Origin of the sequence: Pseudarthrobacter phenanthrenivorans Sphe3 (assembly GCF_000189535.1) — a bacterium.
Taxonomy (GTDB): domain Bacteria; phylum Actinomycetota; class Actinomycetes; order Actinomycetales; family Micrococcaceae; genus Arthrobacter; species Arthrobacter phenanthrenivorans.
The window spans coordinates 1,521,754-1,543,815 of sequence record NC_015145.1; the positions used below are offsets into that span (position 1 = coordinate 1,521,754).

Below are 22,062 nucleotides of genomic sequence, written 5' to 3' on the forward strand. Positions count from 1 at the left end.
AGGTGTGAACAGCTCCCAGCCACAGCAGGCAGGGCACGACGGCGGGACGCGGCTTCCGGAGCCACCGCCGCCTGCACTGCAGCGCGGGTCCGGACCGCGGCGACGGACATGGCTGGCGGCCGCGGCTGGTGCAGTCGCCGTGGGCTGTGCAGTGGTGCTGGGGGAGCTTGCGGCGGGATTCTTCAGTCCGGCGCTCTCACCGGTGACTGCTGTTGGCAGCGCCGTGATCGACGCCGTTCCGCCCGGTGTGAAGGATTGGGCTGTCGCCGTTTTCGGTGTCGCAGACAAGCTGGCCCTCCTCGCGGGCATGGGCCTGGTCATAGCTGCATTGGCCGGGTTGGCTGGAGTACTTGAGCGCCGCCGGCGTTTTGCCGGTGTTGCCCTGATTGCCGTCTTCGGAGCAGTGGGCCTGGTAGCGGTGCTGACGCGGGCACAAGCAACCTTCAACGCCGCCGCCCTGGCCGTGGTGACCGCTGCCGGTGCCGGTGCACTGCTGAGGTTCCTGATCCGCCGGCTGGAGGAGTGGAAGGACAACGCATCCGGGCAGGCAGCCGATCCCGTGCAACCTCGCCGCCGCTTCCTCCAGGCTGTGGCGGGCGGAGCCGCTGTCACCGCCATCGGCGGCATTCTTGCCGGAGTGTGGCGGGGGACCGCCGCCGTGGTCAGCGAAGCAAGGAGCCGACTAATGCTGCCGGTCCCCGCGTCGCCTGCGCCGCCGATACCCGCCGGCGCGGAGGCAGGGATCAACGGTATGCCCCGGCTGGTCACGGCCAATCCGGATTTTTACCGGATCGATACGGCGCTGGCTGTCCCTTCCCTCAACCCCGACACCTGGGTCCTGAACGTCACCGGAATGGTGGACCGGGAGGTGGCGTTGAACTTCACCGAGCTCCTCGCGAAACCACTGATCGAACGCCACATCACCATCGCCTGCGTTTCCAACAGCGTGGGCGGGGACCTGATCGGCAATGCACGCTGGCTGGGCTGGCCCGTCCGGGAACTGCTGGCCCTGGCAGGCCCTCGGCCCGGCGCGGACATGGTGCTGTCGCGCAGCACCGACGGCTGGACGGCGGGCACCCCGCTCGAAATCCTCACTGACGGCAGGGATGCGCTGCTTGCCGTCGGCATGAACGGCGAACCCCTTCCCCTGGAGCATGGATTCCCGGCCCGACTGGTAGTACCGGGGCTCTACGGCTACGTCTCCGCCACCAAATGGGTCACGGAGCTCAAAGTCACCAGGTTCGCTGACGACGCCGGTTACTGGACGCCGAGGGGCTGGTCGGAGCGCGGTCCCATCAAAATGTCATCAAGGATTGACGTGCCCCGCAGCGGCGAGCGCCTCGGGAAGGGAACGGTGGTGTTCGGCGGCGTGGCCTGGGCCCAGCGCACGGGGATCGGAAAGGTGGAGCTTCGCGTTAACCGCGGCCAGTGGCAGCGTGCGGAGCTGGCCAGGGCAATCTCGCCTGACACTTGGTGCCAATGGAAGCTGGGCGTGGACCTGGCGGAAGGGCAGTATGAGGTTCAGGTCCGTGCCACGGATCTCGCAGGCCGCGTGCAGGACGGGCAGGACAGGCCGCCCGCCCCCGACGGCGCCACGGGCTTCCACACCGTTAGAGTGGACGTGCAAACCTGATGGCTACTGAAGGCGGAACCATGACCAGCCCGCACCCGCATGGCACGTCCGCGCACGGAGCCCAGGATAAGTCCCGGCAGCCCAGCGGCCAGGCCCCGCAGCACACCCGCCCGGCCCGGTCCGTCGGCGAGCACGCGGCCGCCGTCGCCGCCCTGCTGCGGCCCCTGCGTTCGGTGGAGCGGACCCAACTGTTGCCTTTGCAGGAGGCGCTGGGCCGGGGCCTGGTTGACGATATTGCCGCACCCATTGACTTGCCGCCCTTCGCCAACTCGCAGATGGACGGCTACGCCATCCGTTCCGCTGACGTGCCCGACGGCGGTGCGGAGCTGCGCGTCATGCCTCCCGTTCCCGCCGGCGCCAGTCCCGCCGCCCTTCAGCCAGGGATGGCAGCGCCCATCATGACCGGGGCGATGCTGCCAAAGGGTGCCGACGCCGTCGTGCCCATTGAACGGGCGGTCCCGGACCGCTTCCTGCCGTACACGCAGCAAGGGAACGGGCAGGAGGCCAAGTCCGGCACCGAACAGCCAACGGTGTGGCTGCCGCCGGCGGCGCCCGGCACCTATGTACGGGAAGCCGGCAGCGATGTGCGTGCCGGCGCCCTGGCCCTGTCCGCCGGCACCTTCCTGGGTCCGGCCCAGCTGGGCCTGCTCGCGGCGCTGGGAATCCCTGAAGCGACAGTCCACCAGCCCATAACAGTCCTGCTGGTGACCACCGGCGACGAAGTTGTGCCGCCGGGACGGGAACTGCCCGCCGGCAAGATCTACGACTCCAACGGCACCCTCCTGGCGGCGGCCATGACGCAGGCCGGACTGAGGGTGCGCCGCGCCGGCATAGCCACGGACAATCCGGAAGCCCTGCGAACGCTGCTGCGCACTGAAGGAGGCGGGGCGGACCTGATCGTCACTACCGGCGGTGTCAGCAAGGGCGCCTACGAGGTGGTCCGGCAGGCCATGGAAGGCCAGCCGGTGGAATTCCTGCATGTGGCCATGCAACCGGGAGGCCCGCAAGGAATCGGCAGCTTTGACGGGCGGCCGTTCCTAGGATTCCCAGGAAACCCGGTCAGCTGCCTGGTGTCCTTCGAAATGTTCCTCCGCCCGGTCCTCGCGGGCCTGTTCGGCGCACCCGCCACCCGCATGTCCCTCCGGGTCCTCCTCAGCCAGCCGTTGACGTCCCCGGAACATAAGCACCAGGTCCGGCGCGGCACACTCCTGCCGGACGGGACAGTCGAGCTGCAGGGCGGCGAAAGCTCGCACCTGATGCATGCGCTCGCCGGATCCAACGTGCTGGTGCACGTTCCTGTTGGGGTGGCAGCGCTTGGCGCCGGGGCAGAGGTGGAAGTATGGATGCTGTGAATGCAGAACAGACTCCCGCCTCGCTGACGCACCTGCGCCAGGACGGCAGCGCCCAGATGGTGGATGTCTCCGCCAAAGCCGAAACCACCCGCGAGGCCACCGCCACCGCCACGGTTCACACCACCGCCGAGGTGCTGGGCCTGCTCGGCTCCGGCGGCCTCCCCAAGGGGGATGCCCTGGCTGTCGCGAGGGTTGCCGGAATCATGGCCGCCAAGAAAACGCCCGAGCTGATTCCGCTGTGCCACCCGCTGCCGCTGTCCAAGGTCACCGTCGATTTCGAGCTTTCAGCGGACTCCGTGGCCGTCCTCGCCACGGTCAAGACCCGCGGCGTCACGGGCGTGGAGATGGAGGCCCTCACCGCCGCTTCCGTCGCCGCCCTGAGCGTCTACGACATGATCAAGGCCGTGGACAAGCACGCCGTCCTCACCGACATCAAAGTGCTGGCCAAGAGCGGCGGCAAGAGCGGGGACTGGACCCTGTGACCAAGACCTTCAATGCAGCCGAACCCCACCGCCACGGCGACGTCCAGGGCCGCAAGGCCGGCGTCGTGATCGCCTCCACGCGTGCCGCTGCCGGCATCTACGACGACGAAACCGGCCCCGTCATTACAGACTGGCTCACCGAACACGGCTTTGACGTGTTTCCCGCCATGGTGGTCCCCGACGGCGAGCCCGTCGGCGCGGCCATCCGTGCGCTGCTCACCCAGCGCCCCGCCGTCGTCATCACCAGCGGCGGCACCGGCCTGAGCCCGGATGACCGGACGCCGGACGTTACGCTGCCGCTGCTGGACCGGGAGATCCCGGGGATCATGGAAGCCATCCGCCGGGCCGGCGCCGCGAAGACCCCGCTGGCGGCCCTCAGCCGTGGATATGCCGGCGCGGCGGGCCAGACCTTCATCATCAACCTGCCCGGCTCACCAAAAGGGGTCATGGACGGACTGGCCGTCCTAGACCCGGTGATCGGGCATCTTTGCGACCAGCTGGAAGGCGGCCATGGGCACTGAAACAGCATTCGAGGTAGTGAACGCAGTCCTGAGCGCGGAGCCTATCTCCGTGGACCGGGCCATTGCGGCAGTAGAGAGCGATACGGCGGGGGCGGTGGTCAGCTTCAGCGGCGTCGTACGCAATCACGACGGCGGCAAGCCGGTTGAGCGCCTCAGCTACAGCGCGCACCCCACGGCGCACCAGGTGATGACGGACGTCGTCGCGCAGTTGGTTGCGGAGCATAACGCTGCGGCAGAGGGCCAGGCCTCCGGGGAGGAACCGGCAGGTGAGCCAACGCAGCCGGTCCGCATCTGGGCAGCGCACAGGATCGGGATGCTGGAGATTGGCGACCCCGCGCTGGTGTGTGCCGTTTCTGCCGCCCACCGGGGCCAGGCATTCGCCGTCTGCTCCGAACTCGTGGACCGGATCAAGGAGCAGGTTCCCATCTGGAAGGAACAGTTCTTCACCGACGGCACAGTGGAATGGGTGGGAGCGGGCAGCTGACCGCTGGCGCCCGACCTGGACCGGTTGCTGCGAGGTAACGCACAGGCCCTGGTTCCCCTGCTTCCAGCGCCCGCCGGTAGGGTTAACGGCATGACCGAACAACTCTCCGATCCCAAGCTGGTTGCCGTCCTGGGCGCCAACGGCCGCATGGGCGCAGAAGCCGTAAAAGCCGTTGAAGCCGCACCCGACATGAAACTCGTGGCCGCCTTGGGCCGGGGTGACTCGCTGGAGCAGGTCACCGCCGCGGGCGCCCGGTACATCGTGGACCTGACGGTGCCGGAGAGCACAGAGGAGAACGTGCGGTTCGCCGTCGAACACGGAATCCACGCCGTTGTGGGCACTACCGGCTGGGATGCCGGCCGCCTGTCCGCGCTCGAAAGCCTGCTGGCAGCACACCCGGAAACGGGGGTCCTGATTGCACCGAACTTCGCCCTGGGATCGGTACTCGCCTCCGCCTTCGCCGCCAAGGCATCCAAATACTTTGAATCGGTGGAGATCATTGAACTGCACCACCCGGACAAGGTGGATGCTCCCTCCGGGACCTCTGTCCGCACTGCCCAGCTGATCGCCGCCGAACGGAACGCGGCGCAGGTTCCACCCAGCCCCGACGCCACCACCAGCGAACTCCCCGGTGCCCGAGGCTGCGAAGTCGACGGCGTGCGGGTCCACAGCGTCCGCCTGCGCGGGCTCGTGGCCCACCAGGAAGTCCTCCTGGGGGGTGCCGGCGAGCAGTTGACCCTGCGCCACGACTCCTTTGACCGCGCCTCCTTCATGCCCGGCGTCCTGCTGGGCGTGCGCAACGTGTCCGCCCACCCCGGACTGACCGTGGGCCTTGACGGCTACCTGGACCTGGGGCTCTAGCCGTGGCCAACCTGCTGGCTGCGTTCCGGAAAAACCGCACCAAGATCTGGGTGGGGGCCGTGACGCTGCTGCTGGTTTTCTACCTGGTGGTGTCCTTCCAGCGGTCCATCCTCCTTTTGACGGACAGCAACCTGGCAGCGCAGGCCATCGGGGCTGCCTACCTGGTGCTGCCGGTCATCGGCGCCTGGGCCCTGATCCGGGAACTCATGTTCGGTGCGCGCACAGAGCAGATGGCAAGAGTCCTTGAGGCCGAGGGCGGGCTGCCGGTGGACGAGTTGCCCCGCACCCCGGCCGGACGGATTGTCCGCTCGGCGGCGGATGCCGAGTTCGAGAAGTACCGGGCGGAGGCCGAAGCTGCCCCGGACGACTGGCGTTCCTGGTTCCGCTTGAGCTGTGCCTACGATGCCGCCGGAGACCGCAAGCGGGCCCGGGCCTCCATGCGTGACGCCGTCAGGCTTTTTACCGCGGGTCCTACTGCCGGACAACCCTGACATGGCCGCGCCCCAGCTGGTTCGCGGCGTGGCCGAGCCATTCCAGCGGGCCGCGCCACGCCAGCAGCACGAACACGATGCCGACGACGACGGCGGCGGCCGCCTGCACGAAGTACATCCCGTCTTCGGTCCAACCGCTTGGCAGGGGTTTGAGGTAGAACCCTGAGACCACCCAGACATGGATGGTGTACAGCGTCAGCGTCATGGCCCCGGCACCGCGCAGCGGCAGCAGGAGGTCCAGGTCAACCCATTCGGCCAGCCTGCCCAGCAGGAGGCAGGCACCAATGACCGCCACTGCCACCCCGGACGTATGCAGCAGGTCCAGGGTGGTGCCGGAATGCGGTGCGGCTGACGCCAGCCACCACCACGAGCCCTCCTGCGGAATGCCCGTCAGGTTGACCTGCAGGACGCTGTCCAGCGGGTAACCCGGTGAGTTGAGCACTTCCTCCAGGGCCTGCCGGCCGCCCCAGCTTTCCATCGCGGTAACGCCCAGGGTCTTGGCCAGGACCGCAACCACGGAGCCGGCCACCAGCAGGAACAGCGGCAGCATCGCCCTGCCCAGGACCAGCCTGCCGACGACGAGTCCCACCAGCAGGTAGGAGAGCCACTGGAACACGGGGTAGTAGCCCGTGAAGAACAGGTCCGCCAGGAGCCTGGATGGTGTACCAAGGTCCTCCCACGACGGGTTGTGGCCCAGCTTCAGCGGAGGCTCGGCGGCCAGGAGCCAGGGGCGAATCAGGTAGGCGAGCACGGGGGACCCCAGGATCCAGCCGCCTGCCCACGCGCAAAGGCGCTTGAGGCCCATCCCCAGGAAGGGCAGGACGCACAGGAACAGGACGGCGTAATGGACCAGGATGATGGCCAGGTTCACCTCCAGCCCGCCCAGCGTCAGTCCGACGGCGGCGATCACCAGGGCCCGCAAAGCGATGCCGCGGCGGGCAGCGCCCAGGTCCGGGCTCTGCACCGGCCTGTGCTTTCCCGTGGAGAGTGCCAGGCCCACTCCAGCCAGGACGGCGAACAGGGCGGCTGCACGGCCCGAAAAGGTGAGCCCGATCCATGTGGGAGTCAGGCCCGCGTCTGATTCGAAAGTGGGAAGCAGATGTGTGGCCATCATGCCCAGCAAAGCCAAGCCGCGGGCGGCGTCGATGCCGTGGAGCCGGCCCCCTGATGGCTGCCCGGCAGCCTTGCGGGACGTTCTGGCCGGGGTTCGGGACGTCATGACCAGATCGTCTCACACCTGCCTGTAACCGGGCTGTCAAGAGTCACCCTTGTATTCGAATATATGTTCGAATAGCATGGGCGGCATGCATACTCCATCGTCAGGAAATCCTGCTTCTGAGCCCGGCACCCCGGGGCTCATGAAGGCCATGAGCCCCGGGGTGGTCGACTACCTTTTCCGCCAGCTCGTGGCTGGCCGTCCGCCGGAGGACGTCCAGTGGGAGCGGGAAGGGATCAGCCTCGCAGCCCAGCCGGAGGGTGCCGAACTCGCCCGCCGCCTCGCCGAGACGGACCTTGACGCGCTGACCCCCGTGGAGCTGTTCCACTACGTCAGGGCTGCCCAGCGTCTTGCGGCATGGGCAGAGGACCTCCGGCAGGCCGCCGTCGGACGGTACTGCCGGCAGCCCGGGGCGGCTCCGCGTTCGGCCAGCCACCCGGCATCCTGACTGCGGAAGCAAGCAGCGGACATTTGACGTGCATCACGCCCCCTGCATTGTCCTAACCAGCCGCCGACAGGGTAACGTTTTTTCCATGGCTGACACATCCGCGCATCTTCCTGCCCTCGGTACTCTCCTGACCGCCATGGTCACGCCGTTCACCAAGGACGGCGCAGTGGATTATGAGCAGGCTGCGGCATTGGCCAGCAAGCTGGTCGACGACGGCTGCGACGGGTTGGTGGTTACCGGCACCACGGGTGAAACGTCAACGCTGACGGACGAGGAAAACCTCGGCATGTTCCGCGCCGTCAAGGACGCAGTGGGCGGCCGGGCAGCCATCATCGCGGGCACGGGCACCAATGACACGGCACACTCCGTCCACCTCTCGCAGCAGGCGGCAGCCCTCGGCGTCGACGGCCTCCTCCTGGTCACGCCTTACTACAACAAGCCCAGCCAGGCGGGCGTCCGCGCGCACTTCGAAACCATCGCCAACGCCGTCGATGTCCCCGTCATGCTGTACGACATCCCCGGCCGCTCGTCCATCCCCATCGAGCCCGACACCATGATCCGCCTGGCCCAGCACCCCAACATCGTGGCCGTCAAGGACGCCAAGGCAGACTTCGTGGCCGCCACGCGGGTTATGGCCGAGACGGACCTTCTCTTCTACTCAGGCGATGACGGACTCACCCTTCCCTGGATGGCCCTTGGCGCCGTCGGGCTGGTTGGCGTCACAACGCACGTTGCCACCCGCCGCTTCCGTGAGCTCATCGACGCCGTTAACGCCAACGACCTCGGCACCGCCCGGAAGATCAATTTTGAACTTCAGCCCGTGGTCCGTGCGACCATGACGCGCGTCCAGGGGGCCGTTGCGGCCAAACAGATTCTTAAATGGCAGGGAGTCCTGCCCAACTCGATTGTCCGTTTGCCCCTCGTGGAGCCGGACGAAGCCGAGATCGAAACCATCCGCGGGGATTTGGCGGAAGCGGGGCTGGTCTTTTCCTGAGGAGTAAGACCAGCACCCTTCCGCCTGGAAAGTAGTGCAATATGACCCAAACCGCCCTTACCGGCCTTGTCACCCCTCCCCGCCTGCCGCAGGGCACGCTCCGGATTGTTCCGCTCGGCGGACTGGGGGAGATCGGCCGGAACATGGCCGTGTTCGAAATAGACGGCAAGCTGCTGATCGTTGACTGCGGCGTCCTCTTCCCCGAGGAGACCCAGCCCGGCGTCGACCTGATCCTGCCCGATTTCTCCTATATCGAGGACCGGCTGGATGACATCGTGGCCGTGGTCCTCACCCACGGGCACGAAGACCACATTGGCGCTGTTCCGTACCTGCTGCGCCGCCGCAACGACATCCCGCTGGTGGGCTCGCAGCTCACCCTCGCCCTGATCGAGGCGAAACTGCAGGAGCACCGCATCCGGCCGTACACGCTCACCGTCGAGGAAGGGCAGGTGGAGAAGTTCGGACCGTTCGAATGCGAATTCGTGGCCGTCAACCACTCCATCCCCGACGCCCTGGCCGTCTTCATCCGGACTGCCGGCGGCACCGTGCTGCACACCGGCGACTTCAAGATGGACCAGCTCCCGCTGGACGGGCGCATCACGGACCTCCGCCACTTCGCCAAGCTGGGCGAGGAAGGCGTGGACCTCTTCATGTCCGACTCCACCAATGCGGACATTCCCGGGTTCACCACGGCGGAGAAGGAAATCGGCCCCACGCTGGAACGGCTCTTCGGCCAGGCCAGCAAGCGGATCATTGTCGCCTCGTTCTCGTCCCACGTGCACCGGGTCCAGCAAGTACTGGATGCAGCGGCCAAGCACAACCGCAAAGTGGCGTTCGTTGGCCGCTCCATGGTCCGGAACATGGCGATTGCGGAAAAGCTGGGGTACCTGGACGTCCCGCCGGGCCTGATCGTGGACATCAAGAACATCGACAACCTGCCGGACAACCGCGTGGTGCTGATGTCCACCGGTTCCCAGGGCGAGCCCATGGCCGCGCTGTCCCGGATGGCCAACGGCGACCACCGTGTGGTGGTGGGCGAAGGTGACACCGTCATCCTGGCCTCGAGCCTGATCCCCGGCAACGAGAATGCTGTCTTCCGCATCATCAACGGACTGCTCAAGCTCGGCGCCGACGTCATCCACAAGGGCAATGCAAAGGTCCACGTTTCCGGCCACGCCGCCGCCGGGGAGCTGCTGTACTGCTACAACATCCTTGAGCCGCTGAACGCCATGCCGGTGCACGGGGAAACGCGCCACTTGATCGCCAACGGCAAAATCGCCATCGAGTCCGGGGTGCCCGAAGCCAGCGTCATCCTCGCGGACAACGGCACGGTAATCGACCTCAAGGATCACCGGGCCGACGTGGTGGGCCAGGTTGAAGTCGGCTTCATCTACGTGGACGGCTCCAGCGTGGGCGAAATCACCGACGCCGACCTCAAGGACCGCCGCATCCTTGGCGACGAAGGCTTCATCTCGATCATCACGGTCATCCACCGCGCCACCGGCAAGGTGGTGTCCGGGCCCGAGATCCATGCCCGGGGGGTGGCAGAAGACGATTCCGTGTTCGATGACATCATTCCCAAGATCAATGCCGCACTGGAGGAGGCTGTCCTGAACCACGCGGACCACACCAGCCACCAGCTCCAGCAGGTGGTCCGCCGCGTGGTGGGCACCTGGGTCAACCGCAAGCTGCGGCGCAAGCCCATGATCATCCCCGTGGTGCTCGAAGCGTAATAGCGAATTGCCCGTTCCGGCCCGCGTTCCCGTACCCCCGGGACCGCGGGCCGGAGGCGTTAAAGGGGCCGGCGAACCGGGGGATCAGCGGGGCGAAATCCCCGGAATGCCAGCCCTGCTCGGGTACCGTGGCTAGTATGGCCACACGTACTACTTCCGCGCCCAACGGATCCAGCAGGGGCAGCGCCGGCAGCAAAACCGGCAGCTCCTCCGGCCGCGGTTCAGCCTCCACGGCCGCCAAAACCGGGCGTGCCGGCGGATCCTCCAGCACGGCCCGCACCCGCAAGCTTCCCGCCGTCGAACACCACCAGCCCTGGCTGCTGCGCGTCGTTGGCGGAGCCTGGCTGGGCTTGGGGCACATGGTGGGCGGAGGAGTCCGGCGCATCGGCCATGACGTCAGCGACCTTCCGGCCGAGGACCGCCGGGATGGGGCAGCCCTGTTCAACCTGGCACTGGGCACCTTCATCGCAACGTTCGCCTGGTGGGGCCTTACCGGCTGGTTCCCGGACGCCGTGTACGCCGTGGTCAACGGCACATTCGGCTGGGTCGCGCTGCTGCTTCCGCTGATGCTGTTCGTCTGCGCGTTCCGGCTCTTCCGCCAGCCGTCCGACGGGCGGGGCAACAACCGGGTAGGCATCGGCTTCCTGATCATGACCTTCGCCGGCTGCGGCCTGGCCCATATTTTGGGCGGACAGCCCACCGTGGCCCAGGGCTTCGACGGGCTCCGCCAGGCCGGCGGCATGCTTGGATTCCTCGCTGCATCACCCCTGGCAGCGATCCACCCCGCCGTGCCGCTGGTCCTTTACTCGCTGCTGGCCTTCGTCTCCCTGCTGATCATCACCGCGACGCCATTCACCGCCATTCCGCGGCGGCTCCGCGGCGCCTACGAGCACCTCATGGGCATCGACCTGCTGGATGAACAGGACCGGAACGGCCACGACCGCAGCTACCTGGAGCGCACTGCGTCCCCCGCGCCGGCCAAGGCGCCCAGGAAAAAGAGGCGCCGCCTCTTCGGCAAGGACGAGGAAGACGCCGACGCCGGCCTGGACGGCTACGTTGGCGACGAGGCGTTTGAGCACGCAGTCATTGACGACGACGAGCCCAACGCGCCCCGCCCCGCACCAGGGGTGCGCCGTCCCACCCAGGCGGAGATCGCCGTCGAGAAGATCAAGGCGGCCCAGGGCCTCGGTGCTGTCCCGTCGCCGCCTTCCTCCCCGCCCGGAGAGAACGCCACAGAAGCAATCCCCATGATCACCCCCGGCATGGCTGCCGCGGCCGGCAAGGCTGCTTCGGCAGCACCCACCGTCCCGTCCAACCCGGTGGCGCCGGCCCCGCCGCCGGTGCCCATCCCGCAGCGCACCGAGCAGCTGTCCCTCGCCGGGGACGTCACCTACACGCTCCCGGCCTCGGACTACCTGACCCCGGGATCCATCCCGAAGGAACGCACGGAAGCCAACGACGCCGTCGTCGCTGCCCTTACCGACACCCTCCAGCAGTTCAACGTGGACGCCACGGTTACCGGCTTCAGCCGTGGCCCCACCGTGACCCGGTACGAAATCGAACTCGCGCCCGGAACCAAGGTGGAGCGGGTCACGGCGCTCTCCAAGAACATCTCCTACGCCGTGGCGTCCAGCGACGTCCGCATCCTCAGCCCCATTCCGGGCAAGTCCGCCATCGGCATCGAAATCCCGAACACCGACCGTGAAACCGTCTCCCTGGGTGACGTGCTCCGCAGCCAGAACGCGCGCCGCACCGACCACCCCATGGTGATGGGCGTCGGCAAGGACGTCGAGGGCGGCTACGTGGTGGCCAACCTGGCCAAGATGCCCCACCTCCTGGTGGCTGGAGCCACCGGTGCCGGCAAGTCCTCCTTCGTGAACTCGATGATCACGTCCATCCTGATGCGTGCCACTCCTGACGAGGTGCGCATGGTGATGGTGGACCCCAAGCGCGTGGAACTGACCGCCTACGAGGGCGTCCCGCACCTCATCACGCCCATCATCACCAACCCCAAGAAGGCCGCCGAGGCACTCCAGTGGGTGGTCCGGGAGATGGACGCGCGGTATGACGACCTTGCCAACTACGGCTTCAAGCACATCGACGACTTCAACAAGGCCGTCCGCGCGGGCAAGGTCCAGCCGCCGGTGGATTCCAAGCGGGTCATCCGTCCCTACCCCTACCTGCTGGTGATCGTGGACGAGCTTGCCGACCTCATGATGGTGGCCCCGCGCGACGTCGAAGACTCCATTGTCCGCATCACCCAGCTTGCGCGTGCCGCCGGCATCCACCTGGTCCTTGCCACCCAGCGGCCTTCCGTGGACGTTGTCACTGGCCTCATCAAGGCCAACGTGCCCTCCCGCATGGCGTTTGCCACCTCCTCGGTGACCGACTCCCGCGTGGTCCTGGACCAGCCGGGCGCCGAGAAGCTCATCGGCCAGGGTGACGCGCTGTTCCTGCCCATGGGCGCGTCCAAGGCGATGCGCGTCCAGGGTGCCTGGGTGACCGAATCCGAAATCCACAAGGTGGTGGAGCACGTCAAGGGACAGCTCCAGGCCGTCTACCGCGAGGACGTCGCCCCCGAGGCGGAAAAGAAGCAGATCGACGACGATATTGGGGACGACCTCGAGGTGCTGCTGCAGGCCACGGAGCTCGTGGTCACCACGCAGTTCGGCTCCACCTCCATGCTCCAGCGCAAGCTCCGGGTGGGCTTCGCGAAGGCAGGCCGGCTCATGGACCTGCTGGAATCAAGGGGAGTGGTGGGCCCATCCGAGGGTTCGAAGGCCCGCGACGTGCTGGTCAAGCCCGACGACCTTGCCCCTGTCCTGGCCGCAATGAAGGGCCAGGAACCGCCGGCCGCGCCGGACGCCCAGACTGCAGCGCTGAGCGACAACGCCAACGCCAATATCGCCCAGGGCGGCTACGCGGAGGACCTGGTGGCTGCGGACCTGGACAAGCGGAAGCAGAACGTCGAATATTACGACGGCTCGGATTCCGCGCCCGGTGGCTATGACGATGACGACGGCTCCGAGGACGCCTGGTCCCTGACCGGCCGCTAGCCCGGAGACTGTAGCCTAGAAAAGTGACTAGCACCGATGCCACCGCGGCCGGCCCAGGCCGTGCCGGGGTTTGGAACCTTCCCAATATCCTGACGATGATCCGCATCGCTCTGGTCCCGTTCTTCGTGTGGTTCCTCCTTGCGGATGCGCCAGGGCTGAAGAGTGAGTCCGGCCCGTGGAGGTGGGCGGCGGTAGTGGCCTTCGCCGTCGCCATTTACACAGACAAGCTCGACGGCGACATCGCCCGGAGCCGGAACCTCGTGACTGATTTCGGCAAGATCGCCGACCCCATCGCCGACAAGCTGCTCACCGGTTCCGCCCTGGTCATGCTGTCCGTGCTGGGCGAGCTGCCCTGGTGGGTGACCCTGGTGATCCTGGTCCGCGAGTGGGGCATCACGGCCTTGCGGTTCTTCGTGATCCGCTACGGAGTAATTCCGGCTTCGCGCGGCGGCAAGCTCAAGACCGTAGTGCAGACAGCGGCGATCTTTCTCTACCTCCTGCCGCTGGCTTCCCTTGCCCCGTGGCTCGGCTGGGTGGCCTTCGCGGTGATGATGGCCGCAGTGCTGATCACCGTCTGGACCGGGGTGGAATACGTGGTGGAGGCAATGCGCCTGCGCTCACAGGGAAAGCGGCAGGCAGGCAGCAATAAAGGCCAGGAGCCGGCATGACGAACCTCCAGCATCTGTCGCTCCACCACCTCTCCGAGCAAGCGGTGCGGAAAGCACTTGACCTCCGGCAGACCGTGGCAACGGCGGAATCACTGACCGCCGGGATGGTATCCGCCGTCCTCGCGGACACCCCCGGTGCCTCCGGCATGCTCCAGGGCGGCGTAGTGGCTTACCAGAACGCCGCCAAGGCGAACCTGCTGAAGGTGTCCGCGCAACTGCTGGCCGACGTCGGATCAGTTGACGGCGACGTGGCCGCAGCCATGGCCGCAGGAGCCCGCGCAGCCCTGGGCTCCGACGTCGGAGTGGCAACCACCGGCGTCGCAGGACCCGAAGCGCACGACGGTAAACCGGTGGGAACTGTGTACATCGGCATCGCCACGGCCGCGGGAACAAACAGCTTCGAATACCTGTTTTCAGGGAGCAGGGCAGAAATCCGCGGGCAGGCCTGCGGTGCTGCGCTGGAACGGCTCCTCGAAGCCCTGGCTTCCTGAAGTTACCCGGCTGTAAAGTTGGCGGGAACAAAAGCCGGTACCGATTAGTTATTACATTGTGTCGCTTCCGCAGAGCGGAGGCGCCTAGGATGAAAAGACCACGACGGTCCGCTCCACGGCGGACCTGACCAATGAGGGAGCAAGGCGATACAGATGGTAAAGCAGCCCGTATCCGTAAACGGCGTTGTCCGCTGGAAGGATGTGGGCCTCGCCGATCAGGGTAAGAGCGAACAGAAGGAGCGCAAGATGGTTGTACTTCGTCACGAAATCGGTGATGTCCTGCGCGATGTCCGCCAGCGTCAGGGGCGTACGCTCCGGGAAGTTTCGCACAGCGCCCGTGTCTCCCTGGGTTACCTCAGTGAAGTGGAGCGCGGCCAGAAGGAAGCTTCGTCCGAGCTCCTCTCCTCGATTTGTTCGGCACTGGATGTCCCGTTGTCCAGCATGCTCCGCGAAGTGAGCGACCGCGTGGCAGTTGCTGAAGGTGTTGCCGTTCCGGACACCGTCCCCCAGGAATTCTCCCAGCGTTACGGCCGTGACCTTGAGCGCGACCTCAACACTGAACTCAACGACGAACTTTCCACGGGCCTGCTTTCCGGCGCCCGGTAGGGTGTCCACCGCCTAAGCGGCTCCTGGAGAACGAATCACACAGTGAAGCCCCCGGCCTCGGCCGGGGGCTTCACTGTGTGATGCCGCTTTTTCCGCTATTCATCTTCACCGGGTGCCGCCTGGCCATCCTTCGGGAACCCGTCACGCTCGTAGGTGGAGTTCAACTTGGCCATGTACCGGGCCAATTCCTGCAGGTCCTCTACCGGCCACTCGCCCAGCCGTTCACGGAAAACCTGGCGCCGGGCGTCCTGTACCTGGTGCATCTTCTCCTCGCCCTTGGGCGTCAGCCGGATGGATTGGGCCCGGCCGTCCAGCGGGTCGGCTTCCTTGGAGACGAGGCCCAAGCTTTCCAGGAACGCAATTTGCCTGCTGACAGAAGGCTTGCCCACGCCGATGGTCATGGCCAGGTCCGTGAGCCGGATGGGGCCCTCCCGGCGGATCACCGTCAACAAACCGTACGCGGCCGGCTCCATATCCGGATGGACCTGGCGGGAGAGCTGGTTGGAGATGGCCCGTGCGCGGCGCCAGAAGAGGCTGATCTGGTGCTCCACATTCTGCAGGGCAGCGTCCACTGTCGATTCGTCGTGGCGGCCTTGCAGGGCGGGGACGTCAGGCGGGTTGCTCATGGCAACAATTCTAGGGGGCCGGATCGTGAGAGACTTTTCTGGTGCGAATCAGCGATTATTGGCGACTTATGGACGACGAATTCGGCGCCGGCTACTCGCGGGTCCTCAGCAGCACGCTGGTTCTGGCCGGGGTAGGCGGACGCACCGCGGACCAGGCGCTGGCTGCCGGCGTGGAGCCCCGCCGGGTGTGGCTGGCAGTCTGCGACGTCCAGGACGTTCCTGCTGAACGCCGGCTGGGGCGGGACATCAAACCCAGCGGAGGATAGGTGCCTTTCCCCGGACACGCCGCGTTCCTGTTCGAATACCTGTTCGGGTAAAGCTATGCTTTTCATAGCGGGTTATCCACATAGCCGCCGTCATCCGGCCGGAATGTCAGTGGTGCCCATTAGCGTCAGAGATGACCAATAAACCGGCCGCTGAGGCCACTCCACAGCGAGAAAGCATTAGAGGTGTGAACCATGGCGGCAGCCCCGGATCGTGCAAAAGCGCTCGAAGCAGCCCTTGCCCAGATTGACAAGCAGTTCGGTAAAGGCTCGGTCATGCGGCTCGGCGATGAAGTCCGTGCCCCGATCGAGGTCATCCCCACCGGCTCCATCGCCCTGGACGTTGCCCTGGGCATCGGCGGCCTGCCCCGCGGCCGTGTCGTTGAGATCTATGGGCCGGAATCCTCCGGTAAGACCACCGTTGCGCTCCACGCCGTGGCCAACGCGCAGCGGCAGGGCGGCATCGCTGCGTTCATTGACGCTGAACACGCCCTGGATCCCGAGTACGCCGCGAAACTCGGCGTGGACACCGACGCGCTCCTGGTCTCACAGCCGGACACGGGCGAGCAGGCCCTGGAAATCATGGACATGCTGGTGGGTTCCGGCTCCCTGGATGTCATCGTGATCGACTCCGTCGCGGCGCTGGTGCCCCGCGCCGAAATCGAGGGCGATATGGGTGACAGCCACGTGGGCCTCCAGGCCCGCCTGATGAGCCAGGCCCTGCGAAAGATCACCGGCCGCCTGAGCCAGACCAAGACCACCGCGATCTTCATCAACCAGCTGCGCGAGAAGATCGGCGTCTTCTTCGGTTCCCCTGAGACCACCACGGGTGGTAAGGCCCTGAAGTTCTACGCTTCCATCCGCATCGACGTCCGTCGCATCCAGACCCTGAAGGAAGGAGCCGATTCCGTCGGCAACCGGACCAAGGCGAAGATTGTGAAGAACAAGATGGCCCCGCCCTTCAAGGTGGCAGAGTTCGACATCATTTACGGGCAGGGTATTTCCCGTGAAGGCGGCATTATCGACATGGGCGTGGAGCACGGCATCATCAAGAAGTCCGGCTCCTGGTTCACCTACGACGGTGACCAGCTGGGCCAGGGCATGGAGAACTCGCGGCGCTTCCTGCGCGACAATCCTGAGCTTGCTGCCGAGCTGGAGCGCCTGATCAAGGAAAAGCTCGGGGTCGGCGTGAAGCCTGCAGAAGCAGAATCCAAGGACTCCCCGAAACTGAAGGCCGTTGACGGGTTCTAGCCGTTGAATGGTTATGAACGGGAACGGCCCCGCACCAGCGGCGGACGTCCACGGCGGGCCCGCCCGGCTGCCCCTGCAGGAGGGGAGCAGGGTGGGCCCGCCGACCCCGACGCACCCAACTTTGGCGATCCCGAGCCGGATCCTGTGTCGGTTGCCCAGGCGATTGTCTACCGGCAGCTGACGGCATCGCCAAAGAGCAGGCTCCAGCTCGCCCGGAAGCTCGCCGAGCGGAACATCCCGGAAGAGGTGGCCGAGGCCGTGCTGGACAGGTTCCAGGAAGTCCGCCTGATCAATGACGCCGAGTTCGCAGACACCTGGGTCCGGAGCCGGGCGCAGTCGCGAAAACTCGCAAAGGGTGCACTCCGCCGCGAGCTCGCGGACAAGGGAATCGATCAGGAGACGGCCGCCGCAGCTCTGGAACAGCTGTCCGATGCTGACGAGGAGGCGGCCGCCCGGCAGCTGGTGGAGCGGAAGCTCCGTCCCGGGATGGACCTTCGGGAAAGGTCTGAGCGTGACAAAGCCACACGTCGGCTGGCCTCTATGCTGGCCCGCAAGGGCTACCAGCCGTCCCAGGCGTTCAGGATCGTGAACGAGGTCCTCGACGGCCATGCTCCGGCAGATCATGCGGAACGGTAAAACCGGTACCCTTAACAGGTGAGTTTTACCATCCCTTCCTCCCTGCCCGGTACTGGCACTTCCATCGACGCCGGAGGCGCCCCCACCATGGACGGCAACAAGCCGCGCACCTACCAGGTGCGGACCTTCGGTTGCCAGATGAACGTCCATGACTCGGAGCGCATGGCCGGCATGCTCGAGGACGCAGGATACGTCCAGGCGGAAGGCGAGCAGGCCGACGTCGTCGTCTTCAATACCTGCGCAGTCCGTGAAAACGCCGACAACAAGCTTTACGGCAACCTGGGAATCCTGGCACCCGTCAAGGCAGCAAACCCGGGGATGCAGATCGCGGTTGGTGGCTGCCTGGCGCAAAAGGACCGGGAAACCATCCTCAAGAAGGCGCCCTGGGTGGACGCCGTCTTCGGTACCCACAACGTAGGGGCCCTGCCGGCCCTGCTGGAACGCGCCCGCCACAACAGCGAGGCCCAGCTGGAAATCCTGGAATCCCTGGATGTCTTCCCGTCCACCCTCCCCACCAAACGCGACTCGGTGTATTCGGGCTGGGTCTCCATTTCGGTGGGCTGCAACAACACGTGCACGTTCTGCATCGTCCCCGCACTGCGCGGCAAGGAGAAAGACCGCCGGCCCGGAGACATCCTTGCCGAAATCCAGGCCCTCGTGGACGACGGCGCCATCGAAGTCACGCTTTTGGGCCAGAACGTCAATTCCTACGGGGTGGAGTTCGGAGACCGGCTGGCGTTCTCCAAACTCCTGCGGGCCTGCGGCGGGATCGACGGACTGGAGCGGGTCCGCTTCACCAGCCCGCACCCCGCTGCGTTCACGGACGATGTCATTGAGGCAATGGCCGAAACCCCGAACGTCATGCCGCAGCTGCACATGCCGCTGCAGTCCGGTTCAGACCGCATCCTGCGGGCGATGAAGCGCTCCTACCGGTCCACCAAGTTCCTGGGCATCCTGGACAAGGTGCGTGAACGGATTCCGCACGCGGCGATCTCCACGGACATCATCGTAGGGTTCCCTGGTGAAACCGAAGAAGACTTCCAGGCCACGCTGGACGTGGTGGAGCAGTCGCGGTTTGCCACGGCTTTTACCTTCCAGTATTCCAAGCGCCCCGGAACACCCGCCGCGGACCTGCCGGACCAGCTGCCCAAGGCCGTGGTGCAGGAACGGTTCGAACGGCTCACCGCGCTGCAGGACCGTATCGCTGCAGAAGAGAACCAGCGCCAGCTGGGCCGTCGGGTTGAGGTCATGGTTACGGCACAGTCCGGGCGCAAGGCAGGCGAAACACACCGGCTGTCCGGCCGGTCCAGGGACCAGCGCCTGGTGCATTTCTCGGTTCCCGAGGGTGCCCCAGCACCCCGGCCGGGTGACCTGGTGACCGTCACGATTACCGAGGCCGCTTCCTTCCACCTGGTTGCCGATCCCACGCCTGAGGACTACCGCCTCCGGCGTTCCCGGGCCGGTGACGCCTGGGACAGGTCGCAGGCGGACTCCTGCGGTGCCCCGGTACCCGGCAGCGCTGCCGGCGGCAAAGGTGTTTCATTGGGCATGCCTTCGCTGCCCGTCCGCAGCCGCTGACCGGTGGCCACCCCGCCCGTCATCGCCGTCGTAGGTCCTACCGGTTCCGGCAAGTCGGACCTCGCCGTCAGCCTTGCGCTCGAGCTGGACGGCGAAGTCATCAACGCCGATGCCATGCAGTTCTACCGCGGCATGGACATCGGCACGGCGAAGATCACGATGTCCGAACGCAGGGGGGTCCCACACCACCTCCTGGACATCCTGGACGTCACCGAGGAAGCCAGCGTCTCCCGGTTCCAGCAGCAGGCCCGTGAAGCCGTCTCGGACATCCACTCCCGCGGCAAGCGCGCCGTCCTGGCCGGCGGCTCCGGCCTTTACATCCGGGCAGCCTTGGATGTCCTTGAGTTTCCCGGCACGGACCCGGCGCTCCGCCGGGAGCTGGAAGCCGACCTGGCCGCCCACGGGCAGGCCGTGCTTCTTGAGCGCCTGCGGCAAGTGGATCCCGAGTCTGCGGGAAGGGTCTCAGATGACCGGCGCATCATTCGGGCGTTGGAGGTGTACCAGCTCACCGGGCGGCCCTTCAGTTCCTTCATGCCGCAGCGCGAGTATTTCCAGCCGGCCGTCCAGATCGGACTCACCGTTGACCGCGCGCAGCTCCGCGAGCGGCTCGCCCTCCGCGTCCACCGCATGGTGGGCAATGGCCTGCCCGCTGAGGTTGAGCGGCTTGAGTCCGAGGGCCTGCGCCAGGGCAAAACGGCCTCCCGCGCCTTGGGGTACGCCCAGTTCCTCAAGGTGCTCGACGGCGAAGCTACAGTCGCGGAGGCCGCTGAAGAAACGATAGTGGCCACCCGCCAGTTCGCCCGGCGCCAGCTGACGTGGTTCCGTGCCGATCCCCGCATCCACTGGCTCGACTGGCAGGATCCCGCCCTGGTGGCCCAGGCAGCGGCGCTCAGCCGCTGAACCTGGACCCGGTAATCTTGAACCATGGACGCAACCCTCGCACAAACCACCGAGCCGGCCTTCCGCACCTTGAGCGGGCTCCGCTTTTCCAAGGGGCACGGCACCGGCAATGACTTTGTCCTGGTGGCCGATCCGGAGGGCGCCCACAGCATCGCAGCAGACGAAGTCGCAGCGCTGTGCGACCGGCATCGCGGCATTGGCGGGGACGGACTCATCCGGGCCGTGCCCTCGCGCTTCCTGCCGGAAGGCCGTGAACTGCTGGTAACTGCCCCCGAGGCGGAGTGGTTCATGGACTACCGCAACGGTGACGGTTCGCTGTCCGAAATGTGCGGCAACGGGGTCCGTGTCTTCGTCCATTTCCTTCGCGCCGAAGGGCTGGTCGACCTGCCCGATGGCGGTGCCCTCACCATCGGAACCCGCGGCGGGGTCAAGACTGTGGTGCGGACCGGGGAAGGCTATGCCGTGGACATGGGGCCCTGGGAGTTCATCTTTCCGGGCGAGGCAACTGCCAAGGCCATGGACTCACTGGTGACCGCCGAGGGCCTCGAGGTCCCCCGGCCAGCCCTGTCGGTGAGCATGGGCAATCCGCATACTGTGGTTGCCCTGGCAGAGCTTTCCGAGCTCGCAGGAACGCGGCTCTTCACGGCACCGCAGGTGGATCCCGTCCCTGCCAACGGAACCAACGTGGAATTCGTGGTTCCGTCCGAACCCCTGGTGCACGACGGCGTAGGGTCCGTAACCATGCGGGTGCATGAGCGCGGCGTGGGGGAGACCCAATCGTGCGGAACGGGTGCCTGTGCCGCTGCAGTGGCCATCCGGCACTGGGCCGGCGCGGAAGCACCCGACAGCTGGCGCATCCACGTTCCGGGAGGCGAGGTGGGCGTCAAATTCTTTGCCGGCCCCGGCGGCCATGAGCACGTGGAGCTGAGCGGTCCCGCCGTTATTGTGGCAACCGGGACGCTTTCCTGACCTTCAGGATCCGGAATGACTTGGACGTGGCTTCCCGGCTGACGGCGAAGGATTCGTCCAGTTCGGCTGCCAGCCAGCGCTGCAGCGAGTCCGATCCGAGGTTTTTCTGCACCACAAGCCAGGCCGTACCGCCGGGCGCGAGGCGTGGCAGCCAAAGCTTGAGCAGTGAATGCAGCTCGTCCTTGCCGATCCGGATGGGCGGATTGGACCAGATGGTGTCGAAGCGGATGTCGGGATCCACCGCTTCGGGAGTGCTGGCCTTGACGTTGGTCAGCCCGAGGGCTGCCGCGTTCTCGTTGGTCAGCGTGATGCACCGCTCGTTGACGTCCACCGCGTAGACCTGGGCCGAGGGAGCGCGCAGGGCCATGGTCAGGGCAATGGGACCCCAGCCGCAACCGATGTCCAGGAGGTTTCCCTGCGGGGCGGGCGCGGGCACCTCCGCGAGCAGGATTGCCGTGCCTTTATCGATTCCGTCCGGGCTGAAGATGCCGCTGGAAGTCTGCAGCTTGCGCATTTCTCCGGCCAGTTCGACCGTCAATGGCTTCCGTGTGAAAGGGCCGGCGGGTGTTGCGCTGAAATAATGTGCGGACTCCATAATTGGCCAGAGTAGTTCCCCTTGCAGCGTAAAGGGAAACCGCCGCTTTGGTCCTCTGCTACGCTGGAGGGCATGTTCCTGATCTTCGAGTAACCGGCACGGGCCCGTCCCGTCCGAAGCCTGTCCTCCAGCGACAGCCATGTCCCAAACCCCGGCGACGCAGGTTTCCCAACCTTCCGCCGAGTGCACCGGACCAGACGCTTCCTTG

At 66.4% G+C, this 22,062-nt stretch carries 23 protein-coding genes; 20 read left to right on the top strand and 3 right to left on the bottom strand.

The annotated features are described in order from the left end of the window. Window positions 1-151: 151 nt before the first annotated feature. The 7 genes from ASPHE3_RS07035 to ASPHE3_RS07065 all read left to right on the top strand — a co-directional run bounded on the left by ASPHE3_RS07035 (window position 152) and on the right by ASPHE3_RS07065 (window position 5,824). A complete protein-coding gene (locus ASPHE3_RS07035; protein ID WP_013600539.1) occupies window positions 152-1,633 on the top strand; it encodes a molybdopterin-dependent oxidoreductase in 1,482 nt (493 codons plus the stop codon). A gap of 20 nt (window positions 1,634-1,653) precedes the next feature. After that, the gene (locus ASPHE3_RS07040) at window positions 1,654-2,985 is read left to right on the top strand and encodes a molybdopterin molybdotransferase MoeA (RefSeq protein ID WP_141000977.1); all 1,332 of its coding nucleotides are present in this window, start codon (window positions 1,654-1,656) and stop codon (window positions 2,983-2,985) included. Further along, window positions 2,973-3,467, top strand: a complete 495-nt coding sequence (gene moaC / locus ASPHE3_RS07045; RefSeq protein WP_013600541.1) for a cyclic pyranopterin monophosphate synthase MoaC — start codon at window positions 2,973-2,975, stop codon at window positions 3,465-3,467. The genes ASPHE3_RS07040 and moaC overlap by 13 nt, the downstream gene beginning before the upstream one ends. Further along, window positions 3,464-3,988 (top strand): MogA/MoaB family molybdenum cofactor biosynthesis protein, encoded by a 525-nt coding sequence (locus ASPHE3_RS07050; protein WP_013600542.1) that lies wholly within the window; start codon window positions 3,464-3,466, stop codon window positions 3,986-3,988. Before moaC ends, ASPHE3_RS07050 begins: the two co-directional genes overlap by 4 nt. Then, a complete protein-coding gene (locus ASPHE3_RS07055; protein ID WP_013600543.1) occupies window positions 3,978-4,472 on the top strand; it encodes a molybdenum cofactor biosynthesis protein MoaE in 495 nt (164 codons plus the stop codon). The genes ASPHE3_RS07050 and ASPHE3_RS07055 overlap by 11 nt, the downstream gene beginning before the upstream one ends. Window positions 4,473-4,562: 90 nt before the next feature. Then, complete coding sequence (gene dapB, locus ASPHE3_RS07060; RefSeq protein ID WP_013600544.1) at window positions 4,563-5,333, top strand: 4-hydroxy-tetrahydrodipicolinate reductase; 771 nt, start codon at window positions 4,563-4,565, stop codon at window positions 5,331-5,333. Between the two features lie 2 nt (window positions 5,334-5,335). Then, complete coding sequence (locus ASPHE3_RS07065) at window positions 5,336-5,824, top strand: hypothetical protein (protein ID WP_013600545.1); 489 nt, start codon at window positions 5,336-5,338, stop codon at window positions 5,822-5,824. Here ASPHE3_RS07065 and ASPHE3_RS07070 read toward each other — a convergent pair. Further along, window positions 5,805-7,043 carry a heparan-alpha-glucosaminide N-acetyltransferase domain-containing protein gene (locus tag ASPHE3_RS07070; protein ID WP_013600546.1) on the bottom strand — a complete coding sequence of 413 codons (1,239 nt, stop codon included), beginning with the start codon at window positions 7,041-7,043 and terminating at the stop codon, window positions 5,805-5,807. The two genes, ASPHE3_RS07065 and ASPHE3_RS07070, sit on opposite strands and share 20 nt — an antisense overlap. An 85-nt stretch (window positions 7,044-7,128) precedes the next feature. On the opposite strand from ASPHE3_RS07070, the gene ASPHE3_RS07075 reads away from it, so the two are divergent. From ASPHE3_RS07075 to ASPHE3_RS07105, 7 genes are all read left to right on the top strand, one after another. Beyond that, window positions 7,129-7,488, top strand: coding sequence for a hypothetical protein (locus ASPHE3_RS07075; protein WP_041652660.1), 360 nt, complete (start codon window positions 7,129-7,131; stop codon window positions 7,486-7,488). Between the two features lie 85 nt (window positions 7,489-7,573). Further along, on the top strand, window positions 7,574-8,482 hold the full coding sequence (gene dapA / locus ASPHE3_RS07080; protein ID WP_013600548.1) for a 4-hydroxy-tetrahydrodipicolinate synthase: 909 nt from the start codon (window positions 7,574-7,576) through the stop codon (window positions 8,480-8,482). Window positions 8,483-8,523: 41 nt separating this feature from the next. Next, window positions 8,524-10,215, top strand: coding sequence for a ribonuclease J (locus ASPHE3_RS07085; RefSeq protein ID WP_013600549.1), 1,692 nt, complete (start codon window positions 8,524-8,526; stop codon window positions 10,213-10,215). Window positions 10,216-10,352: 137 nt separating this feature from the next. Next, window positions 10,353-13,271 (top strand): FtsK/SpoIIIE family DNA translocase, encoded by a 2,919-nt coding sequence (locus ASPHE3_RS07090; protein ID WP_013600550.1) that lies wholly within the window; start codon window positions 10,353-10,355, stop codon window positions 13,269-13,271. Window positions 13,272-13,294: 23 nt separating this feature from the next. Next, entirely contained in the window at window positions 13,295-13,939 is a 645-nt protein-coding gene (gene pgsA, locus ASPHE3_RS07095; protein WP_013600551.1) for a CDP-diacylglycerol--glycerol-3-phosphate 3-phosphatidyltransferase, read from the top strand. Beyond that, window positions 13,936-14,430: a CinA family protein gene (locus ASPHE3_RS07100; protein ID WP_013600552.1), complete on the top strand. Its 495-nt coding sequence runs from the start codon at window positions 13,936-13,938 to the stop codon at window positions 14,428-14,430. The genes pgsA and ASPHE3_RS07100 overlap by 4 nt, the downstream gene beginning before the upstream one ends. 153 nt (window positions 14,431-14,583) lie before the next feature. Continuing rightward, the gene (locus ASPHE3_RS07105; protein ID WP_041652016.1) at window positions 14,584-15,036 is read left to right on the top strand and encodes a helix-turn-helix domain-containing protein; all 453 of its coding nucleotides are present in this window, start codon (window positions 14,584-14,586) and stop codon (window positions 15,034-15,036) included. 95 nt (window positions 15,037-15,131) lie between these two features. On the opposite strand, the gene ASPHE3_RS07110 is transcribed toward ASPHE3_RS07105, so the two are convergent. Next, a complete protein-coding gene (locus ASPHE3_RS07110) occupies window positions 15,132-15,662 on the bottom strand; it encodes a MarR family winged helix-turn-helix transcriptional regulator (protein WP_013600554.1) in 531 nt (176 codons plus the stop codon). A 41-nt stretch (window positions 15,663-15,703) separates the two neighbouring features. Between ASPHE3_RS07110 and ASPHE3_RS07115 the strand changes: the two genes are divergently transcribed. The 6 genes from ASPHE3_RS07115 to dapF all read left to right on the top strand — a co-directional run bounded on the left by ASPHE3_RS07115 (window position 15,704) and on the right by dapF (window position 21,259). Then, window positions 15,704-15,928 carry a DUF3046 domain-containing protein gene (locus ASPHE3_RS07115; RefSeq protein ID WP_041652017.1) on the top strand — a complete coding sequence of 75 codons (225 nt, stop codon included), beginning with the start codon at window positions 15,704-15,706 and terminating at the stop codon, window positions 15,926-15,928. A gap of 192 nt (window positions 15,929-16,120) precedes the next feature. Continuing rightward, window positions 16,121-17,176 carry a recombinase RecA gene (gene recA / locus ASPHE3_RS07120; RefSeq protein WP_013600556.1) on the top strand — a complete coding sequence of 352 codons (1,056 nt, stop codon included), beginning with the start codon at window positions 16,121-16,123 and terminating at the stop codon, window positions 17,174-17,176. A gap of 144 nt (window positions 17,177-17,320) precedes the next feature. After that, window positions 17,321-17,812 (top strand): regulatory protein RecX, encoded by a 492-nt coding sequence (locus ASPHE3_RS07125; protein WP_013600557.1) that lies wholly within the window; start codon window positions 17,321-17,323, stop codon window positions 17,810-17,812. An 18-nt stretch (window positions 17,813-17,830) separates the two neighbouring features. Further along, window positions 17,831-19,390 (top strand): tRNA (N6-isopentenyl adenosine(37)-C2)-methylthiotransferase MiaB, encoded by a 1,560-nt coding sequence (gene miaB / locus ASPHE3_RS07130; protein WP_013600558.1) that lies wholly within the window; start codon window positions 17,831-17,833, stop codon window positions 19,388-19,390. Window positions 19,391-19,393: 3 nt separating this feature from the next. Beyond that, window positions 19,394-20,290, top strand: a complete 897-nt coding sequence (miaA, locus tag ASPHE3_RS07135) for a tRNA (adenosine(37)-N6)-dimethylallyltransferase MiaA (protein WP_013600559.1) — start codon at window positions 19,394-19,396, stop codon at window positions 20,288-20,290. A 24-nt stretch (window positions 20,291-20,314) separates the two neighbouring features. Next, window positions 20,315-21,259: a diaminopimelate epimerase gene (gene dapF / locus ASPHE3_RS07140; RefSeq protein WP_013600560.1), complete on the top strand. Its 945-nt coding sequence runs from the start codon at window positions 20,315-20,317 to the stop codon at window positions 21,257-21,259. Here dapF and ASPHE3_RS07145 read toward each other — a convergent pair. Beyond that, window positions 21,231-21,854, bottom strand: coding sequence for a class I SAM-dependent methyltransferase (locus ASPHE3_RS07145; protein ID WP_013600561.1), 624 nt, complete (start codon window positions 21,852-21,854; stop codon window positions 21,231-21,233). The genes dapF and ASPHE3_RS07145 overlap by 29 nt on opposite strands. Window positions 21,855-22,062: the final 208 nt, after the last annotated feature.